General features: G+C 50.6%; 16 protein-coding genes and 4 tRNA genes. 13 read left to right on the top strand and 7 right to left on the bottom strand.

Annotation, left to right across the window (positions count from 1 at the left end; all coding sequences use genetic code 11):
* The first annotated feature begins 49 nt into the window (after nucleotides 1–49).
* The 8 genes from F7B33_RS05400 to F7B33_RS05365 all read left to right on the top strand — a co-directional run bounded on the left by F7B33_RS05400 (nucleotide 50) and on the right by F7B33_RS05365 (nucleotide 7,377).
* A tRNA-Arg gene (locus F7B33_RS05400) sits at nucleotides 50–127 on the top strand.
* 744 nt (nucleotides 128–871) lie between these two features.
* Nucleotides 872–1,351, top strand: coding sequence for a dCTP deaminase (dcd, locus tag F7B33_RS05395; RefSeq protein ID WP_297063091.1), 480 nt, complete (start codon nucleotides 872–874; stop codon nucleotides 1,349–1,351).
* Between the two features lie 272 nt (nucleotides 1,352–1,623).
* On the top strand, nucleotides 1,624–1,827 hold the full coding sequence (gene hpkA / locus F7B33_RS05390; protein WP_042688694.1) for an archaeal histone HpkA: 204 nt from the start codon (nucleotides 1,624–1,626) through the stop codon (nucleotides 1,825–1,827).
* A gap of 71 nt (nucleotides 1,828–1,898) precedes the next feature.
* The gene (locus F7B33_RS05385) at nucleotides 1,899–3,170 is read left to right on the top strand and encodes a TIGR04013 family B12-binding domain/radical SAM domain-containing protein (protein ID WP_297073598.1); all 1,272 of its coding nucleotides are present in this window, start codon (nucleotides 1,899–1,901) and stop codon (nucleotides 3,168–3,170) included.
* A gap of 70 nt (nucleotides 3,171–3,240) precedes the next feature.
* Nucleotides 3,241–3,552, top strand: coding sequence for a hypothetical protein (locus F7B33_RS05380; RefSeq protein ID WP_297063085.1), 312 nt, complete (start codon nucleotides 3,241–3,243; stop codon nucleotides 3,550–3,552).
* Nucleotides 3,553–3,596: 44 nt separating this feature from the next.
* Nucleotides 3,597–3,998 carry a toprim domain-containing protein gene (locus tag F7B33_RS05375; protein ID WP_297073596.1) on the top strand — a complete coding sequence of 134 codons (402 nt, stop codon included), beginning with the start codon at nucleotides 3,597–3,599 and terminating at the stop codon, nucleotides 3,996–3,998.
* Nucleotides 3,995–5,368, top strand: a complete 1,374-nt coding sequence (gene dnaG / locus F7B33_RS05370; protein WP_297063081.1) for a DNA primase DnaG — start codon at nucleotides 3,995–3,997, stop codon at nucleotides 5,366–5,368. The genes F7B33_RS05375 and dnaG overlap by 4 nt, the downstream gene beginning before the upstream one ends.
* Before the next feature lie 290 nt (nucleotides 5,369–5,658).
* Entirely contained in the window at nucleotides 5,659–7,377 is a 1,719-nt protein-coding gene (locus tag F7B33_RS05365; protein ID WP_297073594.1) for a glutamate--tRNA ligase, read from the top strand.
* Between the two features lies 1 nt (nucleotide 7,378).
* Here F7B33_RS05365 and F7B33_RS05360 read toward each other — a convergent pair whose 3' ends face one another.
* From F7B33_RS05360 to F7B33_RS05350, 3 genes are all read right to left on the bottom strand, one after another.
* Nucleotides 7,379–8,689 carry a sodium-dependent transporter gene (locus tag F7B33_RS05360; RefSeq protein WP_297073591.1) on the bottom strand — a complete coding sequence of 437 codons (1,311 nt, stop codon included), beginning with the start codon at nucleotides 8,687–8,689 and terminating at the stop codon, nucleotides 7,379–7,381.
* Nucleotides 8,690–8,820: 131 nt separating this feature from the next.
* Nucleotides 8,821–11,319 (bottom strand): maltodextrin phosphorylase, encoded by a 2,499-nt coding sequence (gene malP, locus F7B33_RS05355; RefSeq protein ID WP_297073589.1) that lies wholly within the window; start codon nucleotides 11,317–11,319, stop codon nucleotides 8,821–8,823.
* Between the two features lie 96 nt (nucleotides 11,320–11,415).
* Nucleotides 11,416–13,290 (bottom strand): phosphoenolpyruvate carboxykinase (GTP), encoded by a 1,875-nt coding sequence (locus tag F7B33_RS05350; RefSeq protein WP_297073587.1) that lies wholly within the window; start codon nucleotides 13,288–13,290, stop codon nucleotides 11,416–11,418.
* A 141-nt stretch (nucleotides 13,291–13,431) separates the two neighbouring features.
* Here F7B33_RS05350 and F7B33_RS05345 point away from each other — a divergent pair, with 141 nt between their 5' ends.
* From F7B33_RS05345 to tmk, 3 genes are all read left to right on the top strand, one after another.
* Nucleotides 13,432–14,517, top strand: coding sequence for an NDP-sugar synthase (locus F7B33_RS05345; protein WP_297062484.1), 1,086 nt, complete (start codon nucleotides 13,432–13,434; stop codon nucleotides 14,515–14,517).
* A gap of 10 nt (nucleotides 14,518–14,527) precedes the next feature.
* Complete coding sequence (locus F7B33_RS05340) at nucleotides 14,528–15,238, top strand: phospho-sugar mutase (protein WP_297073606.1); 711 nt, start codon at nucleotides 14,528–14,530, stop codon at nucleotides 15,236–15,238.
* 64 nt (nucleotides 15,239–15,302) lie between these two features.
* Nucleotides 15,303–15,923 carry a dTMP kinase gene (gene tmk / locus F7B33_RS05335; RefSeq protein ID WP_297062474.1) on the top strand — a complete coding sequence of 207 codons (621 nt, stop codon included), beginning with the start codon at nucleotides 15,303–15,305 and terminating at the stop codon, nucleotides 15,921–15,923.
* Between the two features lies 1 nt (nucleotide 15,924).
* On the opposite strand, the gene F7B33_RS05330 is transcribed toward tmk, so the two are convergent.
* Nucleotides 15,925–16,001: transfer RNA gene (locus F7B33_RS05330), tRNA-Thr, on the bottom strand.
* Nucleotides 16,002–16,098: 97 nt separating this feature from the next.
* Here F7B33_RS05330 and F7B33_RS05325 point away from each other — a divergent pair.
* Together F7B33_RS05325 and F7B33_RS05320 are read left to right on the top strand one after the other, a co-directional pair.
* Nucleotides 16,099–16,174 (top strand) — tRNA-Asn (locus F7B33_RS05325).
* A gap of 5 nt (nucleotides 16,175–16,179) precedes the next feature.
* Nucleotides 16,180–16,257 (top strand) — tRNA-Ile (locus F7B33_RS05320).
* Nucleotides 16,258–16,874: 617 nt separating this feature from the next.
* Here the strand turns inward: F7B33_RS05320 and F7B33_RS05315 are convergent.
* From F7B33_RS05315 to gcvPA, 3 genes are all read right to left on the bottom strand, one after another.
* Complete coding sequence (locus F7B33_RS05315; RefSeq protein WP_297062473.1) at nucleotides 16,875–17,168, bottom strand: hypothetical protein; 294 nt, start codon at nucleotides 17,166–17,168, stop codon at nucleotides 16,875–16,877.
* Between the two features lie 88 nt (nucleotides 17,169–17,256).
* Complete coding sequence (gene gcvPB / locus F7B33_RS05310; protein WP_297073585.1) at nucleotides 17,257–18,765, bottom strand: aminomethyl-transferring glycine dehydrogenase subunit GcvPB; 1,509 nt, start codon at nucleotides 18,763–18,765, stop codon at nucleotides 17,257–17,259.
* Nucleotides 18,766–20,112: an aminomethyl-transferring glycine dehydrogenase subunit GcvPA gene (gene gcvPA / locus F7B33_RS05305; RefSeq protein ID WP_297073582.1), complete on the bottom strand. Its 1,347-nt coding sequence runs from the start codon at nucleotides 20,110–20,112 to the stop codon at nucleotides 18,766–18,768.
* Between the last annotated feature and the right edge of the window lie 81 nt (nucleotides 20,113–20,193).

The raw sequence follows: 20,193 nt of genomic DNA, 5'->3' as shown, positions 1-20,193 counted from the left end.
TTACTGAACCGCAAGCTTTATGTTTGGTTGACTTAACCCATGTAGGGTTGGGCCGGTGGCCTAGTCTGGACAGGGCGTCGGCCTTCGGAGCCGAAGGTCGCGGGTTCGAATCCCGCCCGGCCCGCCAGTACAAACTTCGCCTGCGCGAAGTTTGGCCGGGGTTTGCATGTCCTTTTGGGTTGCAGTTTTAATAGGGGTTTATTCTTGAACTTGCTTGTTTTTGGTGGTTTCTTTTTGGAATAACGCCCTTTAGGTGTTAATAAAAAGTTGAAACCTGTTTTGGTTTGCTTTTTTAAGGAAAACCCGCTTTGAGTTTGAAATGTTGAAAAGACATGCCAACTCATTCTGGCTATTTTGGTGGAAGTTCACTCTTTGGTCAAACTTTGCAAGGTAAAGTTTGATTTTGCAAGCGCTGGCGGAAGAGTAGGTGCTTTTTTTCGAAAATTGCAGGTCTTAAAATGGTTTCTACTAAATTTGCCCCATCGGTGAGTGTTTCACCTTACTAAGGCGCCCTTCGAGCGCCGATAAAAACGTAAAACTGCTTGAGAAACACTTGTTTTCAGGATAAACCCTCTTGCCAGTTTTGAGCGTGTGTTCCCCTCATTAGCGCCCGAAGGGCGTTGTTTTAAATTAAACGCCTTTCTTCACGCCACCATGAACGTAAACCCCGAACCAGTGGACTGCTTGGTAACGCATGCAACTTTCCTTTTGCCCTTTCGGACAGTTAAACCATTTTGGTCAAGCTTTGCGCAAGCAAATCTTGCTGGCCTCAGGAGTGGTGGCCCTCAGCACGGTTCAGTGCCGGGCCAACCGCTCATCATCGGCCGGTTTGTTTTTATACCCAGCCCTTAAATTCCCATCGGTGGTCACGATGATGCTTCCGGATTGGAAGATAAGGAAAGAGATTCTAATCGAACCTTTTTCGGAGGAGTCACTTCAGCCAGCAGGTTACGACCTTCGAGTCGGTGATGAGGCTTACCTTAGGGGTAAAATCGTCAACGTTAAGGAGCTTGAAACTTTGGTAATTCCTCCTAAGGCTCATGCCCTTATTCTGACGCTCGAACGGATTAAACTTCCTGATGATATCATGGGAGACATGAAGCTCAGGAGCAGTTTAGCTAGGGAGGGTTTAATTGGTTCTCTTGCATGGGTTGACCCGGGCTGGGACGGAAAGCTTACTCTGGGCGTTTACAACGCCTCGGACAAACCGGTTGAGCTCTCCTACGGCGAGCGCTTTGTTCAGATTGCCTTCATCCGCCTCGAGGGTCCGGCCAGAAATCCTTACAGGGGACGGTATCAGGGGAGCGGGGGAATAGTCCTGTCCAAGCGCAGGAGTCGTGAGTCCAAGTGAGTTCTAAAAGTGTCCATTGTGCCTAAAGTCATTGTTTTGGGTAATTCTACTGTTTTAGGGGCTGTATCTAGGTGGTGTCCCTTTACGCTTTTTTAACAATTGTCGTAAACCCTACGATGTTCAGAGCCCGGCAGAGTTTTTTCCCTCCAGAATAACCTTTCCTTCTAAGGGTATGTTCGATTTGGGGCATTTAGAGACCTTTTTTACCGAAAGTTTTATATACCTCGAAATGCCTAGAAACTACCGAAAAAGTTTTTATGGAGGTGTTGTGAATGGCCGAGCTTCCGATTGCTCCAATTGACAGGCTTATTAGGAAGGCCGGCGCCGAGAGGGTCAGCGAGGAGGCCGCCAAGGTCCTCGCCGAGTACCTCGAGGAGTACGCCATCGAGCTCGCCAAGAAGGCCAACGAGTTCGCCAGGCACGCTGGCAGGAAGACCGTCAAGGCCGAGGACATCAAGCTTGCCATCAAGGCCTGAACCCTTTTTGACTTTTTAACTTCCCATTTCTGAACCGTTATCGTTTTAAGGCTCTTCTCGCGCTTTCGACCATGCCGGAAATAGCTGTCAGGATGACAAAGCGCAATCACAACGCCTTCGTCCACCTTTTAGGGGCCCTTGAGAGTCAGGACTTCGATTTGGGAGAGCTTTTGATAACCAAGGACTTTGGCGAGATACTAAAGGCAAACCCTAAGGTGGTTCTCTACTCCTTCTTCACCGAGGAAATCTGGGGTAATCTTCCGAGGGAAGTTAAGCTCCTCAAGGAGAGGGGTGCCCTTTTAGTGGCAGGGGGTTATCATGCCATAGCGATGCCGAGGCATACCCTAAAGCTCGGTTTTGACATAGCAGTTGTTGGCGAGGGTGAGGAGGTAATATACCAGCTTCTTACAACACTCAAGAGGACTGACTACAAGATAACCCCAGAGCTTGCGAACATAAGGGGGCTGGCGTTTTACCTAAACGGCGAGTTCGTCTTTACGGGTTTCGCCAAAGTCGAGGACTTCTGGCGCTTTCCACCGTATCCGGAATCCGTTCGACTGATTTCACCGATAGAAATAAGCCGTGGCTGTCCATTCCGCTGTTATTACTGCCAGACCCCCTACATAAAGGGCTTCCGAATGAGGCACAGGCCGATAGACCAGATTGTGAAGTACTCCAGAAGGATGAAGGACATGCGCTACATAACCCCTAACGCCTTCGCCTACGGCTCCCCGGGTGCTATACTTAAGCTGAACAAGCTCGAGGCCCTTCTCAAGGCCCTCCAGCCGCTAAGGAAAGAAGGCAGGAGGCTCTTTTATGGAACTTTTCCAAGCGAGGTAAGGCCCGAGTTTGTTCTACCCGAGACACTTGAGCTACTCATAGATTATGCCGACAATAGAAGGTTAGCGATTGGTGCCCAAAGTGGTGACGATGCAATGCTCAAAGCGATGCACAGGCTCCACAAAGTTGAGCATGTTAAACAGGCCGTTGAGTACATGCTCGAGTACGGCTTCGAGCCCGTGGTGGACTTCATTGTGGGCCTGCCAAACGAGACTGAGGAGAGCCAGCGTAAGAGCATCGAGCTGATGAAGTGGATTATGAGCAAGGGTGGAAAGGTGAGGGCCCACTATTTCATGCCCCTCCCGGGGACGCCATGGGCACGGTGCAAACCTTCTCCATTGAGCGAGGAGATGAAGCGCTTTTTAGGGAGGATGGCCGCCAAGGGCAAAATCGAGGGCTCGTGGGGAGTTCAGATAGAGCTCTCGAGAAAACTTCAGAAACTCATCGAGGAGTTCTACGAGGAACCGATGAGTTACCACGGTTCGATAACACCGGTTTGTTAGCCAATGAGCGAAAACTATATTTTGAAGAGACGTCCTAATTTTTATTGCCATGAGGGGATTGGCTCCACTCTTGGCTATCGTGATTTCAACCCTGCTGGCTTACGCCATTTCAGGTGACCCTTACTTTGGGCTCTCGATTCTGATAATGGGTGCTTTAATGTACGTTGTCACCATTAACCCCTCCATTGGAGGCCCCCTCTTTTATGGTCTTCTTGGTTTCCTAGGAGGCTTTCTCCTGGCTCTGCTCCTAGGGTTAACGGTATTTAAAAATTCAAGGATTGGAAGTTACACACTCTTCTCGCTCCTTATAATAGGCCCCGTTATTGCTCTGTTCATCGGAAAGAAAAACAATTATCGTCTCTGGTTCTCCCTGAAACCGTGACCCAAAAGCTTTTAACTCTAGGGAGTACTCGGTAGCGAGGCGTTATGTACGCCGAAAACTATAAAAGATTCCTGGAGCTTATAGACGAACTGCGAGAGTTTGAGGGCGCCCTCATCGTTGAGGGCATGCGAGACGAGGTGGCTCTGAGGAATCTGGGGGTCAGGGCGGAGATAATCCGGCTCTCCCGTCTGCCTCTGCCAGAGGTCGCGCTCATCGCCTCATCCCATGGGGACGTCAAAATACTCACAGACTTCGACAGAAAGGGTGAAGAGCTGGCTAGGAAGTTGCTCCGCTATCTGGCCGGCTACCCCTGCAGGGTTGACGTTGAAACATGGAAGGAGCTCAGAAAACTTGTCAAGAAGGACATCAAGGGCGTCGAGGACCTCTACGGCCTTTACCTAAAGGTTATCTCCGTTTCTGACCCCCGGCTGGAGGGGATTCGATGAAGAGAAAGAAGACGATACTCCAGCAAGTTTTGGCTGAAAAACGAAAAAAGGCTAAAGAGGGTGGTTTTATGTCAGGAAAGGACGAGTTTGGAACTACCAAATACGTCATCTACGCCGAGTTTGAGGCTAACGGCATCGTTGAAAGGCCCGACGTTGTTGGTGCTATTTTTGGACAGACGGAGGGCCTCCTTGGGGACGACCTCGACCTCAGGGAGCTTCAGAAGACCGGAAGGATTGGCAGGATTCGCGTTGAGGTCCACAACAAGGCCGGCAAGACCTACGGAACAATAACGGTTCCGTCGAGCCTCGACAGGGTTGAGACAGCGATTCTGGCGGCCGCACTGGAGACAATAGACAGGGTTGGTCCGGCGGAGGCCAAAATAAGGGTTCTCCGCATTGAAGATGTGAGGGCAACGAAGAGGAAGTACATCATCGAGAGGGCCAAGGAGATACTTGAAACCCTCATGGAGCAGGAGATTCCCGAAACTCAGGAGCTCACCGAGGAGGTTAAGAAAGCTGTTAGAGCTAAGGAGCTTATCGAGTACGGCCCCGAGAAGCTTCCAGCTGGGCCACACGTTCCGTTTTCGGATTCAATCATCGTGGTTGAGGGCAGGGCTGATGTGCTCAACCTTCTCAAGCATGGCATAAAGAACGCCATAGCCGTTGAAGGAACGTCCATTCCGGAGACCATAATCAAGCTCAGCAAGGAGAGGATAGTTACGGCCTTCACCGACGGTGACCGCGGTGGGGAGCTAATCCTCAAGGAGCTCCTTCAGGTTGCCGATGTGGACTACGTGGCGAGGGCTCCTGAGGGTAAGGAAGTTGAGGAGCTCACCAAGAAGGAAATCGTCAAGGCCCTAAGGAGCAAGGTTCCCGCCGAGCAGGTCATTAACGAGATGTTCAACAAGGGCAGGAGTTTCTACGACATCATAAAGGAGAGGCAGGAGAAGCAGGAAACCAGAAAAGTTGAACCAAAAGAACCAAGGGTTGTCCCGGTTAAGGTTGAAGAGGGAAAGCCTGAGAAGGTCGAGAAGCCGGTTCCTAAGGAGGAGAAAATAGTCAAACCCATCGAGAAGGCCCAAGCTCCCGAACTTGAAGAGTTCGGCGAGTTCATCGAGCGTGTTAAGAAGGACGGCATAGCCCTCCTCCTCGACGAGAACAAGAACGTCATAACCGAGATACCGGTGAGGGAGCTCACCAACCAGCTCAAGGAGCGCAAGGACGTTTACGCCGTGGTCTTTAACGGCGTCATAACCCAGAGACTCATAGATACTGTCAGCGAAACCGGGGTTAGATACTTGGTTGGGGCGAGGAAGTACAACGTCGTTAGAAGGCCGGTCAACCTGAAGATAATCACCTTTGCCGAGTGATTCCCCTCTTTTCTTCTTGCAAATTGCAAAGCTTTTTAGTAGGTAATATGTTTCTACGGTGGGGAACTCCAATGGATTTAGGGAAAATGCTCTTTGGGATTGGTCTTATTCTCTGGGGGATTCTTCTTGCAGTGTTGAGCTTTTCCTTGATGGCCCTCATTTTTGGAGGGGTTGGCATTGTCATGATGTTCGTTGAGTTTGTTAGCTTGGAGAAAACTCCGGAAGATAGAACCCCGCTTTAGGACTAACCTTTATAACCGCTTTTCCGATTCTCCCACGGGTGGTCAAAGATGGTGGAAGAGCTAATCTGGAAGTACGCGCTGGTTAACGCTTACACCCATAAAGGAAAGGCTAACCCGAAGGCGGTCATAGGAAAGGTACTCGGCGAGAACCCCGAACTGAGGCCTAAAGCAAAGGAGATAATCCCGCTCGTAAACGAGATAGTCGAGAAGGTGAACTCCCTATCTATTGAGGAGCAGGAGGCAAAGCTCCGCGAGATTTATCCAGAATTCTTCAAGGAGAAAAAGGGAAAGAAAGAGGAAAAGAGAGGCCTACCCCCTCTCCCGAAGGCTGAAAAGGGCAAGGTTGTTACGCGCTTCGCCCCAAATCCTGACGGCGCCTTCCACCTCGGGAACGCGAGGGCCGCTATTCTCAGCCATGAATACGCTCGCATGTACGACGGCAAGTTCATCCTGCGCTTCGACGATACCGACCCGAAGGTCAAGAGGCCTGAACCTATCTTTTACGAGTGGATTAAGGAGGACCTTGAGTGGCTCGGCTTTAAGATTGATGAGATACACATAGCAAGCGACAGACTTGAGATATACTACGACTACGCCGAGAAGCTCATAAAGATGGGCAAGGCCTACGTCTGCACATGCAAACCTGAGGAGTTCCGCGAGCTTCGCGACAAGGGCATCGCCTGCCCGCACAGGGACGAGCCGGTTGAGGTTCAGCTTGAACGCTGGAGGAAGATGCTCAACGGCGAGTACAAGGAGGGCGAAGCGGTAGTCAGGATAAAGACTGACCTCAAGCATCCAAATCCAGCGGTGAGGGACTGGCCCGCTCTGAGAATCATAGACAACCCAAACCATCCGAGGACTGGAAACAAGTATATAGTTTGGCCCCTCTACAACTTTGCCTCAGCCATAGACGACCACGAGCTCGGAGTTACCCACATTTTCCGCGGACAGGAGCATGCAGAGAACGAGACGAGGCAGCGCTACGTTTACGACTACTTCGGCTGGGAGTACCCGGTTACAGTCCACCACGGCAGGCTGAGTATTGAAGGCGTTATTCTCAGCAAGTCAAAGACTAGGAAAGGTATCGAGGAAGGGAAATATCTCGGCTGGGACGACCCGAGGCTCGGGACGATTCGCGCCTTGAGAAGGCGTGGAATTCAGCCAGAGGCAATCAGGGAGCTAATCATCGAGGTTGGCCTAAAGAGAAGTGACACAACAGTCAGCTGGGATAACCTTGCCGCGATAAACAGGAGGATAGTTGAACCGATAGCCAACCGCTACTTCTTCGTTGCAGACCCGATTCCGATGCACGTGGAGGGTTACGAGAAGGAATTTATAGCCGAGATACCGCTCCATCCTGATTATCCAGAGAGGGGAGTTAGAAGGCTTAAGTTCAAGCCAGGTAGACCCGTTTATGTCTCTGGGGATGATACAGAGCTCTTTAAGCCCGGGAACTTCGTCCGCTTGAAGGACCTCTTCAACGTTGAAATCCTCGAGGTTAACGAGGACGGTATAAGGGCCAGGTTTCATAGCGTTGAGTACGAAATAGCCAGGAAAAACCGCTGGAGGATGGTCCACTGGGTCACCGAGGGCAAGCCCTGTGAGGTCTGGGTTCCCGAGGGTGAGGAACTGATAATAAGACACGGTCTCCTCGAGAGCAATGCCGACGTTAAGGTTGACGACGTTGTTCAGTTCGAGCGCTTTGGTTTCGTGAGAATAGATGAGGTAAAAGATGGAAAGGTCAGGGCGATTTTCGCCCACAAGTGACTTACTCTTCTTTTTTCTTTTTAATGGGGTTGTTGGCAAAGATGCCAGTTGCTACTATTATGACCGCCAGTAATGCCCCGATAATGTCGGCCCCTCCTTTTTTGGCCGTCTCGTATAGGGCGTATAGACCCATTGGGATAAGGACGCCGAAGAGTATTGCACCCGCTATTAACTGTGCGGTTGTTGGTTTCAGTCCTTTTATCCTCTCTACTTCCTTCGAGATTACTGGGTAGTACTCAAACAAAGCGGTAAAGAATATTGATATGGACACGGCGAGTAGTAGTGCTTGGGCAAGTTTTGGAACGGAGTCAGGAATGCCTATGAGGAGGGCAAGTCCCAGCAGATAGGCGGCAGCTCTGTTTCTTCCGACTTTCATGTTGAATTCAAGAATCTGAAGCCCGACCTCTGCCGTTGGGAGGATGCTTGTAACTCCAGCCAGGAATATCGAAACGGCTATTAGGATTAAAAGAAACCTGTAATCTGCTAGAATGGAGGGGAGCTGTCCCATCAGGCGAATTGCCCCCTCTTCTCCCCCATACACGTACTTCAAGAGGTCCCCTGGTGTTGATGGTGCTATTGCGTAAACTATTGTTATTGTGGCCAGGATTCCCAGAATAGCCTGTATCAGGACACCAACAGCTATAATTAGCCTCGCGTTGAATCTCTCGTTCATAAAACTTCCGAGCATTAGGTAAAACGCAAATCCAAGCCCCACTCCGTAGAGAGCTTTCTCGATTGCGGCCATAATCATCCTTACCGTTAGGGGGTTCCTGCTCATTATCATGTGCTTTGCCATGCCTAGGAATGCTGCTGTTGGAGGTATCTTTGAGACAAATGCAATCGTGGTCACTATTACCGAGATGACCAGAATCATTGAACCCGCTGACATTATTGCGAATGTCTTTTCCTTGGCCCTTGTGAGGACTATAAACACGATGGCAATCATCAGGACTTTGGCTATGAGCCTTCCAACTGTGCCAGTTCCAACCACAGGGGATAGAAGAACAAGCATGGTGTTGGCAGTATAATATGAGAGGAACACGATTATCGTCGTCAGTATGGCAAGTATCATCGCTGGTTTTTTCAGGATTTTGTTGTAGAGCTCAACGAAGTAGTAGCCTGACCTGATGACCTTCTCTGCCTCAACTATTGCAACGTATGTGAATATCGCTAGGAAAAATAGGTACACAGCCAGTCCTGTTAGACCGTACTCCATCCAGAACTGGGGGAACAGTCCTATTGTCCCTATTCCCGTCGTGAAACCCGCGACCATAAACATCAGGTAGAGTGTCCACTTCCTTATTTCATCCATCCCCCATGCCCCCCTTTAAGGTTTTTCTGCGGAGTTAGAACTCCGAAAAATAAAAGCTTTGCCGTGCAGATTTTCCAAAAAAATTTGGAAATACGGACTATTTTAAAAATTAAGGAAACAATTTAGAACATTTAGTCCAATCCAAACCACTTAACAAATCCTAGGAGGAACCTGTGGGGTAATTTCTCATGGTACGGATAGACCCTTAGAGCGTAGTGCCAGCAGGGATTCCCAAGGTGTTTTAATGCGTTTCCTCTGTATAAATAGAGCCACTTTCTACCTTCAAGCCTCCGTGGGTGTCTGAGCTCGATTATATGGGGTCTTTCGATGTGGTACCCTTCGGCGCGGACACCGTAATAGAGTTCGACGCGAACGTCTTCTGGCTTGAGGCCGTCGAGGTCAATCAGTACCTCAAGGCCCGAGCGATTGTCGAGAACCCTGACGTCAACGAAACCGACTTTAGACCATGACTCCGTGACCCTGTCCTTCCATCCCGCTATCTCTTTTGCTCCCTTGTAATTATCTCGGGTAAGCCAAATGTGGTTGCTCATGGCTTTGGAATAAAACCTGTCCATATACTCCTTGACCATCCGGTGAGTACTAAAGCGAGGTGCGATGCTCTTTATGCTCTCCTTCATCATGTAAATCCACTTCTCGCGGTTGCCATAGTATGTAGGGATTATTTCCCTCTCGAGGAGGTCGTATAGGGACTCGGCGTCCTTAACGTCGTCTTCCTCGCTCTCCGGCCCGGTGCTTTCCTCACCGATAACCCAGCCGTTCTTGCCGTTGTAGCCCTCGACCCACCAGCCGTCGAAGATGCTCGCGTTGAGGACGCCGTTGAGACCTGCCTTCATTCCGCTCGTCCCACTCGCTTCTAACGGTCTCCTTGGCGTGTTGAGCCAGACATCAACTCCAGCCACCATCAGCCTCGCACTACCCATGTCGTAGTTCTCCAAGATGAATATCTTTCCCCTGAACTCCGGTATCTGGCTGACCTCGTAGACCCTCCTCAGGAACTCCTTTCCTCCCCAGTCGTTTGGATGTGCCTTCCCTCCGAAGACGAGGTAAACCGGTCTGGTCGGGTCGTTCAGGAGTTTCTTGAGCCTCTCAAGGTCCGTGAAGAGGAGGGTAGCCCTCTTGTACGTTGCAAATCTTCTTGCAAACCCTATTATGAGTGCGTTCTCATCTATAGATGGAATTGGGTCGTCTATCCCTAGGCGCTCGTTTCTTTTTATGGCTTTTCTCCTGAGGAGCTCGATAAACTGCCTCTTCGCCTCAAGGTGGGCCTCCCAGAGCTCCTCGTCAGGAATCCTCTCGATGGCGAACCATATTCCCTCTAGGTTCGTGTGCTCGCGCCAGATCTTGCCGATGTATCTATCGAAGAGCTTCCTCATCTCGTTGTGCACCCACGTCATCGTGTGGACACCGTTGGTTATCGCCCCTATCGGTATCTCGTCTAGGGGGACGCCGGGCCAGAGGTTCTGCCACATCCTCCTGCTCACTTGGGCATGTAACTTGCTGACACCGTTCACGTAGCTCGACGTCCTTATGGCTAGGAGCGTCATGTTGAACTGGTCTCCTTCCTTCCCCAACTTAATGAGCTCCTCCCTTCCTTTGAGAAACTGCGAGAGCCTTTTTCTGACTTCCTCAATGGGAAACCTGTCGTGACCAGCTGGAACCGGTGTGTGGGTCGTGAAGACAGTCGTTCCCCTAACAACGCTCAGGGCCTCGGTGAATGTGAGGCCTTCCTCCATGAGCCATGCAATCCTCTGGAGGTTGGCGAAGGCCGGGTGTCCCTCATTTAGGTGGACTACCCCGGGTTCAATGCCAAGGGCTTTGAGGAGCCTCATTCCGCCGATGCCGAGGAGTATCTCCTGTTTTATCCTCTTGTCCATATCGGCGTTGTAAAGGTAATCGCATATGGTTCTGTCTTCGGGGCTGTTCTCGGGAACGTCAGTGTCGAGAAGGTAAATTCTGACCCGTCCCACCTGGACCTCGAAGGCCCTTGCGTATACTGTTCTATCTTCTATAGGAACCTCTACAAGTAGTCTCTTGCCGCCCTTATCAAGAACGGGTCTTATTGGCATCTCTTCGGGCCTGTATTCTGGGAAAATCTCAATTTGGTTACCCTTTTCGTCTATCTCCTGTTTGAAATAACCGTGTTTGTAGAGTAGACCAACGGCTATGAAGGGCAACCCTAGGTCGCTGGCTGTTTTAACGTGGTCTCCGGCAAGGATTCCAAGACCGCCGGAGTAAATCGGCAGGCTTTTGCTTATGCCGTACTCCATACATAAATAGACTATTGGCCTGTCCCATTTTGGGTAGTTGGTCGAAAACCATGTTGATTCCTGGTTTATGTAGTCCTCAAACTGCTCCATGACGAGCTCGTAGAGGTTCATAAAATCATCATCTCGGAGTAGCTCCTTGAACCTGTGGGTTGGAGTATCAAGAAGTAGTTTTACTGGGTTCTTGTATTCGGCCCAGTGCTCGGGGTCTATTTTCTTCCATAGTTTCGTTGCTCGCCTGTTCCAGCTCCACCAATAGTTGTATGCCAAGTCTACCAGACCCCGGAGCGGGCTTGGAAGCCTCTTGCGAATGGCCTCGCAGAGACAGTTATCAACCCTCACCATAGAAACCACCGCATATCATTATGGGTGATACTAATTTCCCCGAACCTTAAAAACCCTGCCTCTTGGCGGACGACGAAGGAAAATAGAAGGGAGCAATCAGGCTTCTTCCAGTGCGAACGGACTTATGTAGTCGCCGTACTTCTCCCTAGCCTTAAGGAGCCTTTTTCTCTCTTCTTCAAGAACTTTGAAGAGCTCCTCGGGGACGTCCTTGGCCTTCTCATGGTAAATTCTCTCTATGCGCTCAATCTTGGCAAGCAACTCCGGAACCCTGATGGTGAACTGCTTCTCGTAATCCTCCTTGCTGTAGTCCTTGTTGAGAACCTCCTTGAAGAGCCTTTTCAGGTCTTCATACCTAGGAATGTAGCCTATTGGCGTCTCTATTGCCTCAACATCACCATGCACGCGAAGCTCCATCCACTTGAGCCACACCGCTTTGTCGAGCTTGTGGTTGAGCCACTTACCGTTTTCGCGGAGGAAGTAGTTTACAGCAAATATTTTCGGCGTCTTCCTGAGCTTTTTACCAAACTCGAGGTAGTTTCTGATGTAATCCCCCAGGGGAACGCTCATGAAGTCGAGTATTGCCATCGGGTTGAAGGTCCTAACGCCCTCCTTTCCGAGAGTAGCCGCGGTTGTTTCGCTCTCAAGTGAGGCGCCCATCGTTATAACGCCGTGCTCCCAGCTGAAGGCTTCTCTCACCGGAGGCCATGTGTCAGCGTCCCTCCCACCGAAAATCATTCCTCCCACTTCCACACCGCACGGGTTGTTAAGGGCCTCCAAATCAACGTTTGGAAAGTGTTCAAGGGAAACGGTGAAACGCGCGTTCTTGTGGCTTGCCGGTATCTCGTTGCCCTCCCTGTCCTTCTTGCCCTTCCACCACTTTCCGCTGTGGTTTTCTCCTTCCTTCGGAATCTCAACGCCCATGTCGTTCCAGTAGGGCTTGCCGTCCTTCACCAAAACGTTCGAGAAGATTATCTCGACTGGGGAATGGAGAACCTGCCAAATAATTGGGTCGTCCTTGGGGTTTACGCCCTGAATAATGCCGAAGACACCCTTCTCGACGTTCGCTCCTCTGGCTATACCGTTAACGGGGAGTATGAATGTCAAGTCGTCACCAACTATGTTCTCCCAGGGTATCATGGCGGTTGACGTCTTTCCGCACATACTTGGATATGCCCCTGTAAAGTAGGTCTTCCTGCCGTTTGGACCGTTAACGCGCATGAGGAACATGTGCTCGCTCAGCCACCCCTCTCTAACGGCCTTCTGGATTGTAAGGCGGAAGGCGAGCTTTTTCAGGCCTATCGTGTTGCCACCATACTGGGTGTTGACCGAATAGACTGTCTCGTCTTCGAGGTCAATGTAAATCCTTCTTTTCTCAAGGTTCTTGCTGGTCTTCCTCTCGTCGAGCTCCCCAGCCGAGTGAACGAAACGAAAGAACTTGGCATTTCTACCGAGTCTCTTAAACTCCTCGTAGCCCTTCCGATAGAGGATGAACTCCGAGTGGGCAACGTAGGCCGAATCCGTTAGCTGAACCGCTGGAATCGTGAATATCGAGTTCTTTGGTCCCAACACGAAGAAGCATACGAAGAGCTCCTTGCCCCTCATAATCCCTTTCATCAAGTCCCTTATCTCCCTCAACCCCTCCTCCCTGTCCATCGTGTTGAGGAACGGAACCTCCTTTCCACCGGGGATAAGGAGCTTGGTGTTGGCCTTGTCCCTCGCTTGGTCGTAGTAGTTGTCGTAGTGAACTGTATGGTTTGGCGTTTCGAGCATCTTTTCCTCGCCGTAGTAGAGGGCCTTCCAGCGGACGTAGAGCTCGTCCTCTTCGCTGTCAGTGCAGACGAAAACCTTGCTGGGCTCGAGCCACTCAATCCACTCAGCCAGAAAAGAATGAAGCTCGGGGTTGTCTATGGCCTTTATTTTTTCAAACTGCTCCTCGGGGAGGAGCTCTCTGAGTTTTTCAAGTGCCTCCATTTTTGACCGCCTCGCACCATGTTAACCGATGACTTAAAATAGTTGTTGCGGCTATACAGGTACGATAATGAACCTCCAAGTTCAGGATGGGACATCGCAAAATATTTTAACTGGGAGTGATATATCAGGATGGTGCCAGGTATGAAAGCAGTGATTTTGGCTGGGGGCAGGGGGACGAGGCTCCTTCCCCTGACGGTTTACAGGCCCAAGCCTATGATGCCCTTCTTCAACAGGCCCCTTATGGAATACGCCCTCCAGAACCTTACCAAGGCTGGCGTCGATGAAGTCTACGTCCTCGTAGGTTATCTAAAGGAGCGCATCATTGAGTACTTTGGTGACGGGAGCGAGTGGGGGATAGAGATTCACTACTCTAACAAGGACAACGTGAAGCTAGGAACGGCTGGGGCAACGAAAAAGGTCGTGAAACACATGGACGACACATTTCTGGTGGTTTCGAGTGACGTCCTTACGAACCTCGACCTGAAGGCTCTCTATGATTATCACAAAAAGAAGAAGGCCCTCGCGACAATAGCCCTCTCTGAGGTGGACGACCCCACCCAATACGGCATAGCGATAATAGACTCAGAGGGCAGGATTCAGCAGTTCAAGGAAAAGCCAAAGCCTGAGGAGGTCTTCAGCAACCTCGTTAACGCGGGCATCTACGTCTTTGAGCCGGAAGCTTTTGACCTAGTTCCCAAGGCCAGGAACTTCGACTTTTCCAAGGATTTGTTTCCGAGGATGCTGGAGAACGATTTGGCTCTTTACGGATTTCCCTTTAAGGAGTACTGGAACGACGTTGGGAGGCCCTCCAGCTATCTTCAAGCGACGGAGGACGTCTTTCTCGGCAGACTTATACTTCCTCAGGTCAAGACCGAGAGCCTTAAGGGCAATCTTGAGTACGGGGGTGCGCTCTATACAGGCAGGCGTTGTATCCTGAGGAAACCCGAAATCAGGGGTTTTGCCGTCATCGGCAACGATGTTGAGATAGGCAGAAACGTTAAAATTGAGCGTTCGGTAATCTTCTCAGGAGTGACTATTGAGGACGGTGCCGAGATTAAGGAAGCGATAATCGGCGAAAACGTCCACATTGGTAAAGGCGTTGTTATCCAGCCCGGAAGCGTTATCGGGGACAACACGCTCATTGAGGACTTCAGCAAGATTGGTTCAAACGTTAAGATTTGGGTGGAGTCAAGAATCGGTCGGGAAAGTATAATACTCCCGGATTGAGGTGGTGGAAGTGGAAGTGTATTACTCCCAGAGGTTCAATCCCGAGGAGCTCGCCCTCCTAGGTAGGGCCATAGGGACGGTTTCCCACGGAACGATAATAGTGGGCAGGGACGGAAGGGCTATCTCACGCTATGGGAAGAGGGCTATGGTTGTCGGGATAGTCAGCACGGGCTCTACCATAATGGACGTTCGCCTGATTCCGCTCATAGCCCTCAAGGACTTCGCCCACAAGAAGGGTCTTCCTCTGGCTTACGTCTACTACTATAGCGGCGTTCGCGTTTACGTCAGCGGGATTGACGTTGACGAGATAAACGCCATCCTAGAAAGCAGGAGCTTTATCGAGGCCCAGCCCAACGATATAGGTGCGACCGTATATTATCCCAATGCCTTAGACGACTTCATGCACGACCTCTTTAAGCGTTATAACTTTAGAATTGAGGGTAAGGCACTTGTTGATGCTATGAACACCCCTGCCGTTCTCTTCTTCCCGAGGATGAACGAGCACTTTGGCTTCGAGGTCGAGCTCATGAACGACATGATGACCAGCTACCTGCCACCGAAACCCAAGGAGGTTTTTCTCCACAAGCTTAACAAGGGAGGCTACGATTTTGGAATGCGCTTCAGACCAGATGGTGTTGTGGAGTTCTACCGGGGAGACGGGCAGAAGGAGTTTACCAGTATGTGGTCTCTGCTTGAACACATGAAGGAGCTCTCGGTCTAGCGGCAATTTTATAAATCCCCCACCGAGGGGTCTACACGTTCTTTCATTTTGGAGGTGACGGGCTTTGGGTATATTCATAGTGCTTGAGGGCATTGATGGTGCCGGGAAGTCAACGCAGGCGAAGTTGCTTAAGCTCTGGTTTGAGGAGAAGGGATATGAGGTTGTTCTAACAAAGGAACCAACTGATACACCCTTCGGAAAGCTCATAAGGCGACTTGTCCTAACTGGGGGCAGGGAGGGAATCATAGACGGCGCTAAAATAAGCCACGAGGCTGAGGCTTTGCTCTTCGCCGCTGATAGGGCTGAACACGTTGATAAACTTATAAAACCCGCGCTTGAATCCGGAAAGGTTGTAATCTCTGACCGCTACTTCTATTCATCTCTTGCATACCAGTGGGCTAGGGGGCTTGACCTTGATTGGCTTATTGACTTGAACCGCTTCGCAATAAGGCCCGACCTCGTTCTTCTCCTCGACCTTCCTGTTAAGGAGAGTATGAAGCGCATAAGGACGAGGAGCATAAAGAGCGAGTTCGACAAGATAGTGGAGCTCCAGAAGAAAGTCAGGGAAAACTACCTCAAACTTGCGGAGCGCTTCCCCGAAATTAAAATCGTCAACGCACTTGAGGATGTAGAGGGAGTTCATAGGCAGATTGTTGCCCTGGTTGAATCATTACTCGAGAAATGAATGGAGCCCCGGGCGGGATTTGAACCCGCGACCGGCGGATTACAAGTCCGCCGCCCCGCCAGGCTAGGCTACCGGGGCAGTCAGCTTTTAGGATTAATTTGAGAGTTATAAATCTTTCTACTTTTGCCAACCGCAAAATTTATAAATGTCCCCTGTATCCCCTACATTGGGTCGAGCCGCCGTAGCTTAGTTGGTAGAGCGCCGGACTGTTAATCCGGCGGTCCCCGGTTCGAATCCGGGCGGCGGCGCCAGTAGTGGGCCCGTAGCTCAGCCTGGTCAGAGCGCGCGGCTCATAACCGCGTGGTCGGGGGTTCAAAGCCCCCCGGGCCCACCATTACAGCTCTTGCTTCGCAAGCGCTGGCAGATGATTAGGTGCCTTTTCCTAAAGGTTTGTTTTTAAGGGGGATTTACAATCAGATTTGTCCCTTTAGTGAGTGTTTCATTTTCTAAACGGCGTCAGGAGAGCGTCAAAACAAAGGTGGAACTACTAAGAAGGCTTCGTTTGGTGTTAAACCCTGTTTTGAGTTGCTTTTTGAAGAGTACACTGCTAATCTTTTGCCCTTCTTAAATGGCAAGAACATTTTTGGTCGAGTCCTTTCCAAAAGATTGCTTACCTACGCGACGTTAGAACAGAGCTCCACTCATTGGACAATATTCCCGTGAGTTCGACTAAAAGATTGTGGCCCTATGAAGTCCTTTTAGGGTGTGCTTTTTTATATGTTTGTCCTGGTGTTGTCATTTTCTCCCTCTAAGTTGCATGGTTTAGGGGTTTGCGCTCTTTTACGCTCCGAAGGAGCGCTCCTCATAGTTGAGCCTGTATTCTGGGCTTGTAGAATGGAAATTCTATCTTAAACGAGCGGTTTTGAATGTGGAGATAATTGACCACACACTCCGCGAACTTTTATGAAACTTTGTCCGGGAAACTCTTTTAAAAGCCTCACGATGTCCCTTTCAGCCCGTTGTGAATACTGTCCAGCTCTGGTAATCTGCTTCGATAAGAACCTCAATGGTGTCCTCTTCTCTGTAGTGTATCTCCCTCACTGTTATTTCGTTCTTAACGCGGCCCTTCACAACGGCTCTGTGAACCTCCTTGGGTAGCTCCTCAGTCACGGGGATTATTCCTTCCTTCACGTATATTCCGGCCAGTTTGCCTCTTTGAAGGAGGAATCCCCTAACTGGGATCACGTATTCATCAAATCCCACATCGTATCTGGCATTTTCAACACGTCCGACCCCAACTGTCATCTTAATCACCCATGTGTAAGTTTTCTATTACATATTTGCCCTCTTACCTTAAAAACCTTTCTGAACAAAAATGGGTAGAAAAGGACAGTTAATGGTCTATCTCGCCCTTCTCCTTCAGCTCAAGGTACATCCTCCAGCTGAGGATAGGTTTCTTAGCTGCCAAAACGTCGTCAACTCTCCTGACGGCGGTGTTGTGGGGGGCGCTTTTCACAACTTCGGGATTGCTGTAGGCCTCCTCGCTTATCTTCTTCAGCGCTTCCACATAGGCGTCGAGCTCTTCCTTACTGACGGTCTCGGTTGGTTCTATCATCAAAGCCTCATGAACAATCAGCGGGAAGTAAACTGTCGGCGCGTGCATTCCAAAGTCGAGCAATCTCTTTGCCACGTCCATCGCGGTAACTCCGGTCTCCTTCTTCATAGGCTCGGCTGAAAAGACAGTCTCGTGCTTCCTGAGTTTCTTCCCCGGGAGTTCGTAGCCTCTCGTTCCCTTAAGCTTTTGAGTAATGTAGTTCGCGTTGAGAACCGCTATCTCGCTTGCGTTTCTCAATCCCTCGCGTCCCATTATTTTGAGATAAGTTAAGGCCCTCACCATGACCGCGAAGTTGCCGTACAGTTCTTTGACCTTGCCTATGCTCTTGGGAACGTTGTAGTCGAGGTAGTAACGGTCGTTTTCTTCGTCATAACTCACGAGCGGAACCGGCAGGTAGTCCTCCAGGAAGTCCTTTACTCCTACTGGCCCGCTCCCAGGACCACCACCACCGTGTGGGGTCGAGAAAGTTTTGTGGAGATTAAGGTGCACTATGTCGAATCCCATATCCCCGGGCCTGACCTTTCCGAGAACGGCATTGAGGTTCGCGCCGTCGTAGTAGAGCAAACCTCCGGCCTTGTGAACTATCCTCGCTATCTCCAGTATCTCGTCCTCGAAGATGCCGAGCGTGTTGGGGTTTGTGAGCATTAAGCCAGCTGTCCTCTCGCTCACGGCATTTTCAAGGGCCTCTAGGTCCATCGTTCCCTCTTCCGTTGAAGGAATCTCTATGACCTTAAAGCCCGCCATCGCTGCACTTGCAGGGTTAGTTCCGTGGGCTGAATCGGCTACAAGCATCTCATCCCTCTGCGGTTCACCGTTATCGAGGTGGTAGGCGCGAATTATTGAAACGCCAGTAAATTCTCCATTCGCTCCGGCCGCCGGCTGGAGAGTGAAGCGGTCCATGCCGGTTATCTCTTTCAGCCACTGTTCTAGCTCCCACATAACTTTGAGCGCTCCTTGGACGGTTCTTTCATCTTGATACGGGTGGATGTAGGCGACGCCGGGGTGTGAGGCTATCTCCTCGTTTATCTTGGGGTTGTACTTCATGGTGCACGAGCCGAGCGGATAAATGCCTGAATCAACACCGTAGTTCATCTCGGTCAAACGGGTATAGTGCTTGACTATCTCCGGCTCGCTTAGCTCAGGGAGATTGAGTCTGCTTTTCCTTCTCAGCTTCTCGGGGATTTCTACATCAACATCTTCAATCGGCTTCGGCAGGGTGTAGCCAATTCTCCCCTCGCGGGAGAGCTCAAAGATGAGCGGTTCGTCCCATTTAGCCTGGCGGAACATTCAGGCCACCTCCCTGAGGGCCTTGATTAAAGCTTCAACCCATTCTTTCCTCGTCGTTTCAGTTGCTGAGAATAGCGCCGTCTCTCCGAGCTCCGGGAAGTGCTTTCCGAGGTAGTAACCACCGTGGATTCCCCTCGCGAGAAGGGCCTCGTGTATATCCCTGTAGGGCCTTTCGAAGCGAACAGGAACATCCTTGAAGTAGAGTCCCTCGAATGGAACCTCGGCAATTTCGGAAAGGCGTTTCATGAGGTAGGCCGTGTTCTTAAGGATTGTCTCGCCGAGCTCCTTCAAGCCTTTTGGCCCAAGGCTCGCGAGATGTATGGCCGAAGCGATGGCAACGAGAGCCTCGTTGGAGCAGATGTTCGAGGTGGCCTTGGCCCTTCTTATGTGCTGTTCCCTCGTCTGTAATGTCATGACGAAGGCCCTCCTTCCCTCGGCATCTTTCGTCATTCCGATTATCCTTCCTGGCATCTGGCGGATGAGCTTTTTGTCGTTTCTGACGGCAAAGATGCCTGCCCTCGGCCCGCCGAAGTTCATGGGGTTACCGAGGTAAGCGGCCTCGCCGACGGCTATATCCGCTCCGAGTTCTCCAGGAGCTTCAAAAACTCCGAGCATCGTGGGGTCTGCCCCTACCACAAAGTAAGCTCCTGCTTCGTGGGCAATCTCTCCTATTTCCCTCACGTTCTCTTCGACCAGTCCAAAGAAGTTGGTCATTTCGACGTAAACACCGGCCGAGTTCTCAACTGCCTCCTTGAGCTTTTCCATGTCAAGCTTGCCCTCATCGTTCCAGGGGACCTCGATTACCTCTAGGTTTGCACCCCTGGTGTAAGTCTCTATAACAGTTCTCTTCTCTGGGCTGAGTGCCTTCGGGATTACGAAGCGCTTTCTCTTACCCTTATGAAGTCTCACGGTCATCAGGGCCGCTTCGGCTATTGCCGTTCCCCAGTCGTACATCGAGGAGTTGACAACGGGAAGACCGTAGAGTTCAGCCATCATGCTCTGGTACTCGAAAAGGGCTTGAAGCATGCCCTGACTTATCTCCGCTTGGTAGGGTGTGTATGACGTCAAGAACTCGCTCCTCTCGATTATGTATTTGACGTGAGCGGGAATATAATGGAAGTATGTTCCCGCACCGAGGAAGCTGGGCATTTCAAGAACGGTTTTGTTCTTGTTTAGGGTTTCGTTGAGCTCTAGGAAGACCTCGTACTCGCTCTTTCCCTCGGGGAGGCCAAACTCCCTAACCATGCCCTCAGGAACGTCGGAGAAGAGCTCATCAATAGAACCGAACCCGATTTCCCTCAGCATCTCATCCCTCTGGGCGAGGTTTGGAAGGTAATGCTTTCCCATGCCAATCACCTCGAAAGGTTAAGACGGTCGTTGAAAGTTGGATGGTTAGAATATATGTTTTGTGCTCAATTGTAGACACGA

The sequence above is a fragment of the Thermococcus sp. genome, assembly GCF_015523185.1.
Classification (GTDB): Archaea; Methanobacteriota_B; Thermococci; order Thermococcales; family Thermococcaceae; genus Thermococcus.
Note: the sequence above shows the minus strand (reverse complement) of the source record. Positions and strands in the feature narration are given on the sequence as shown.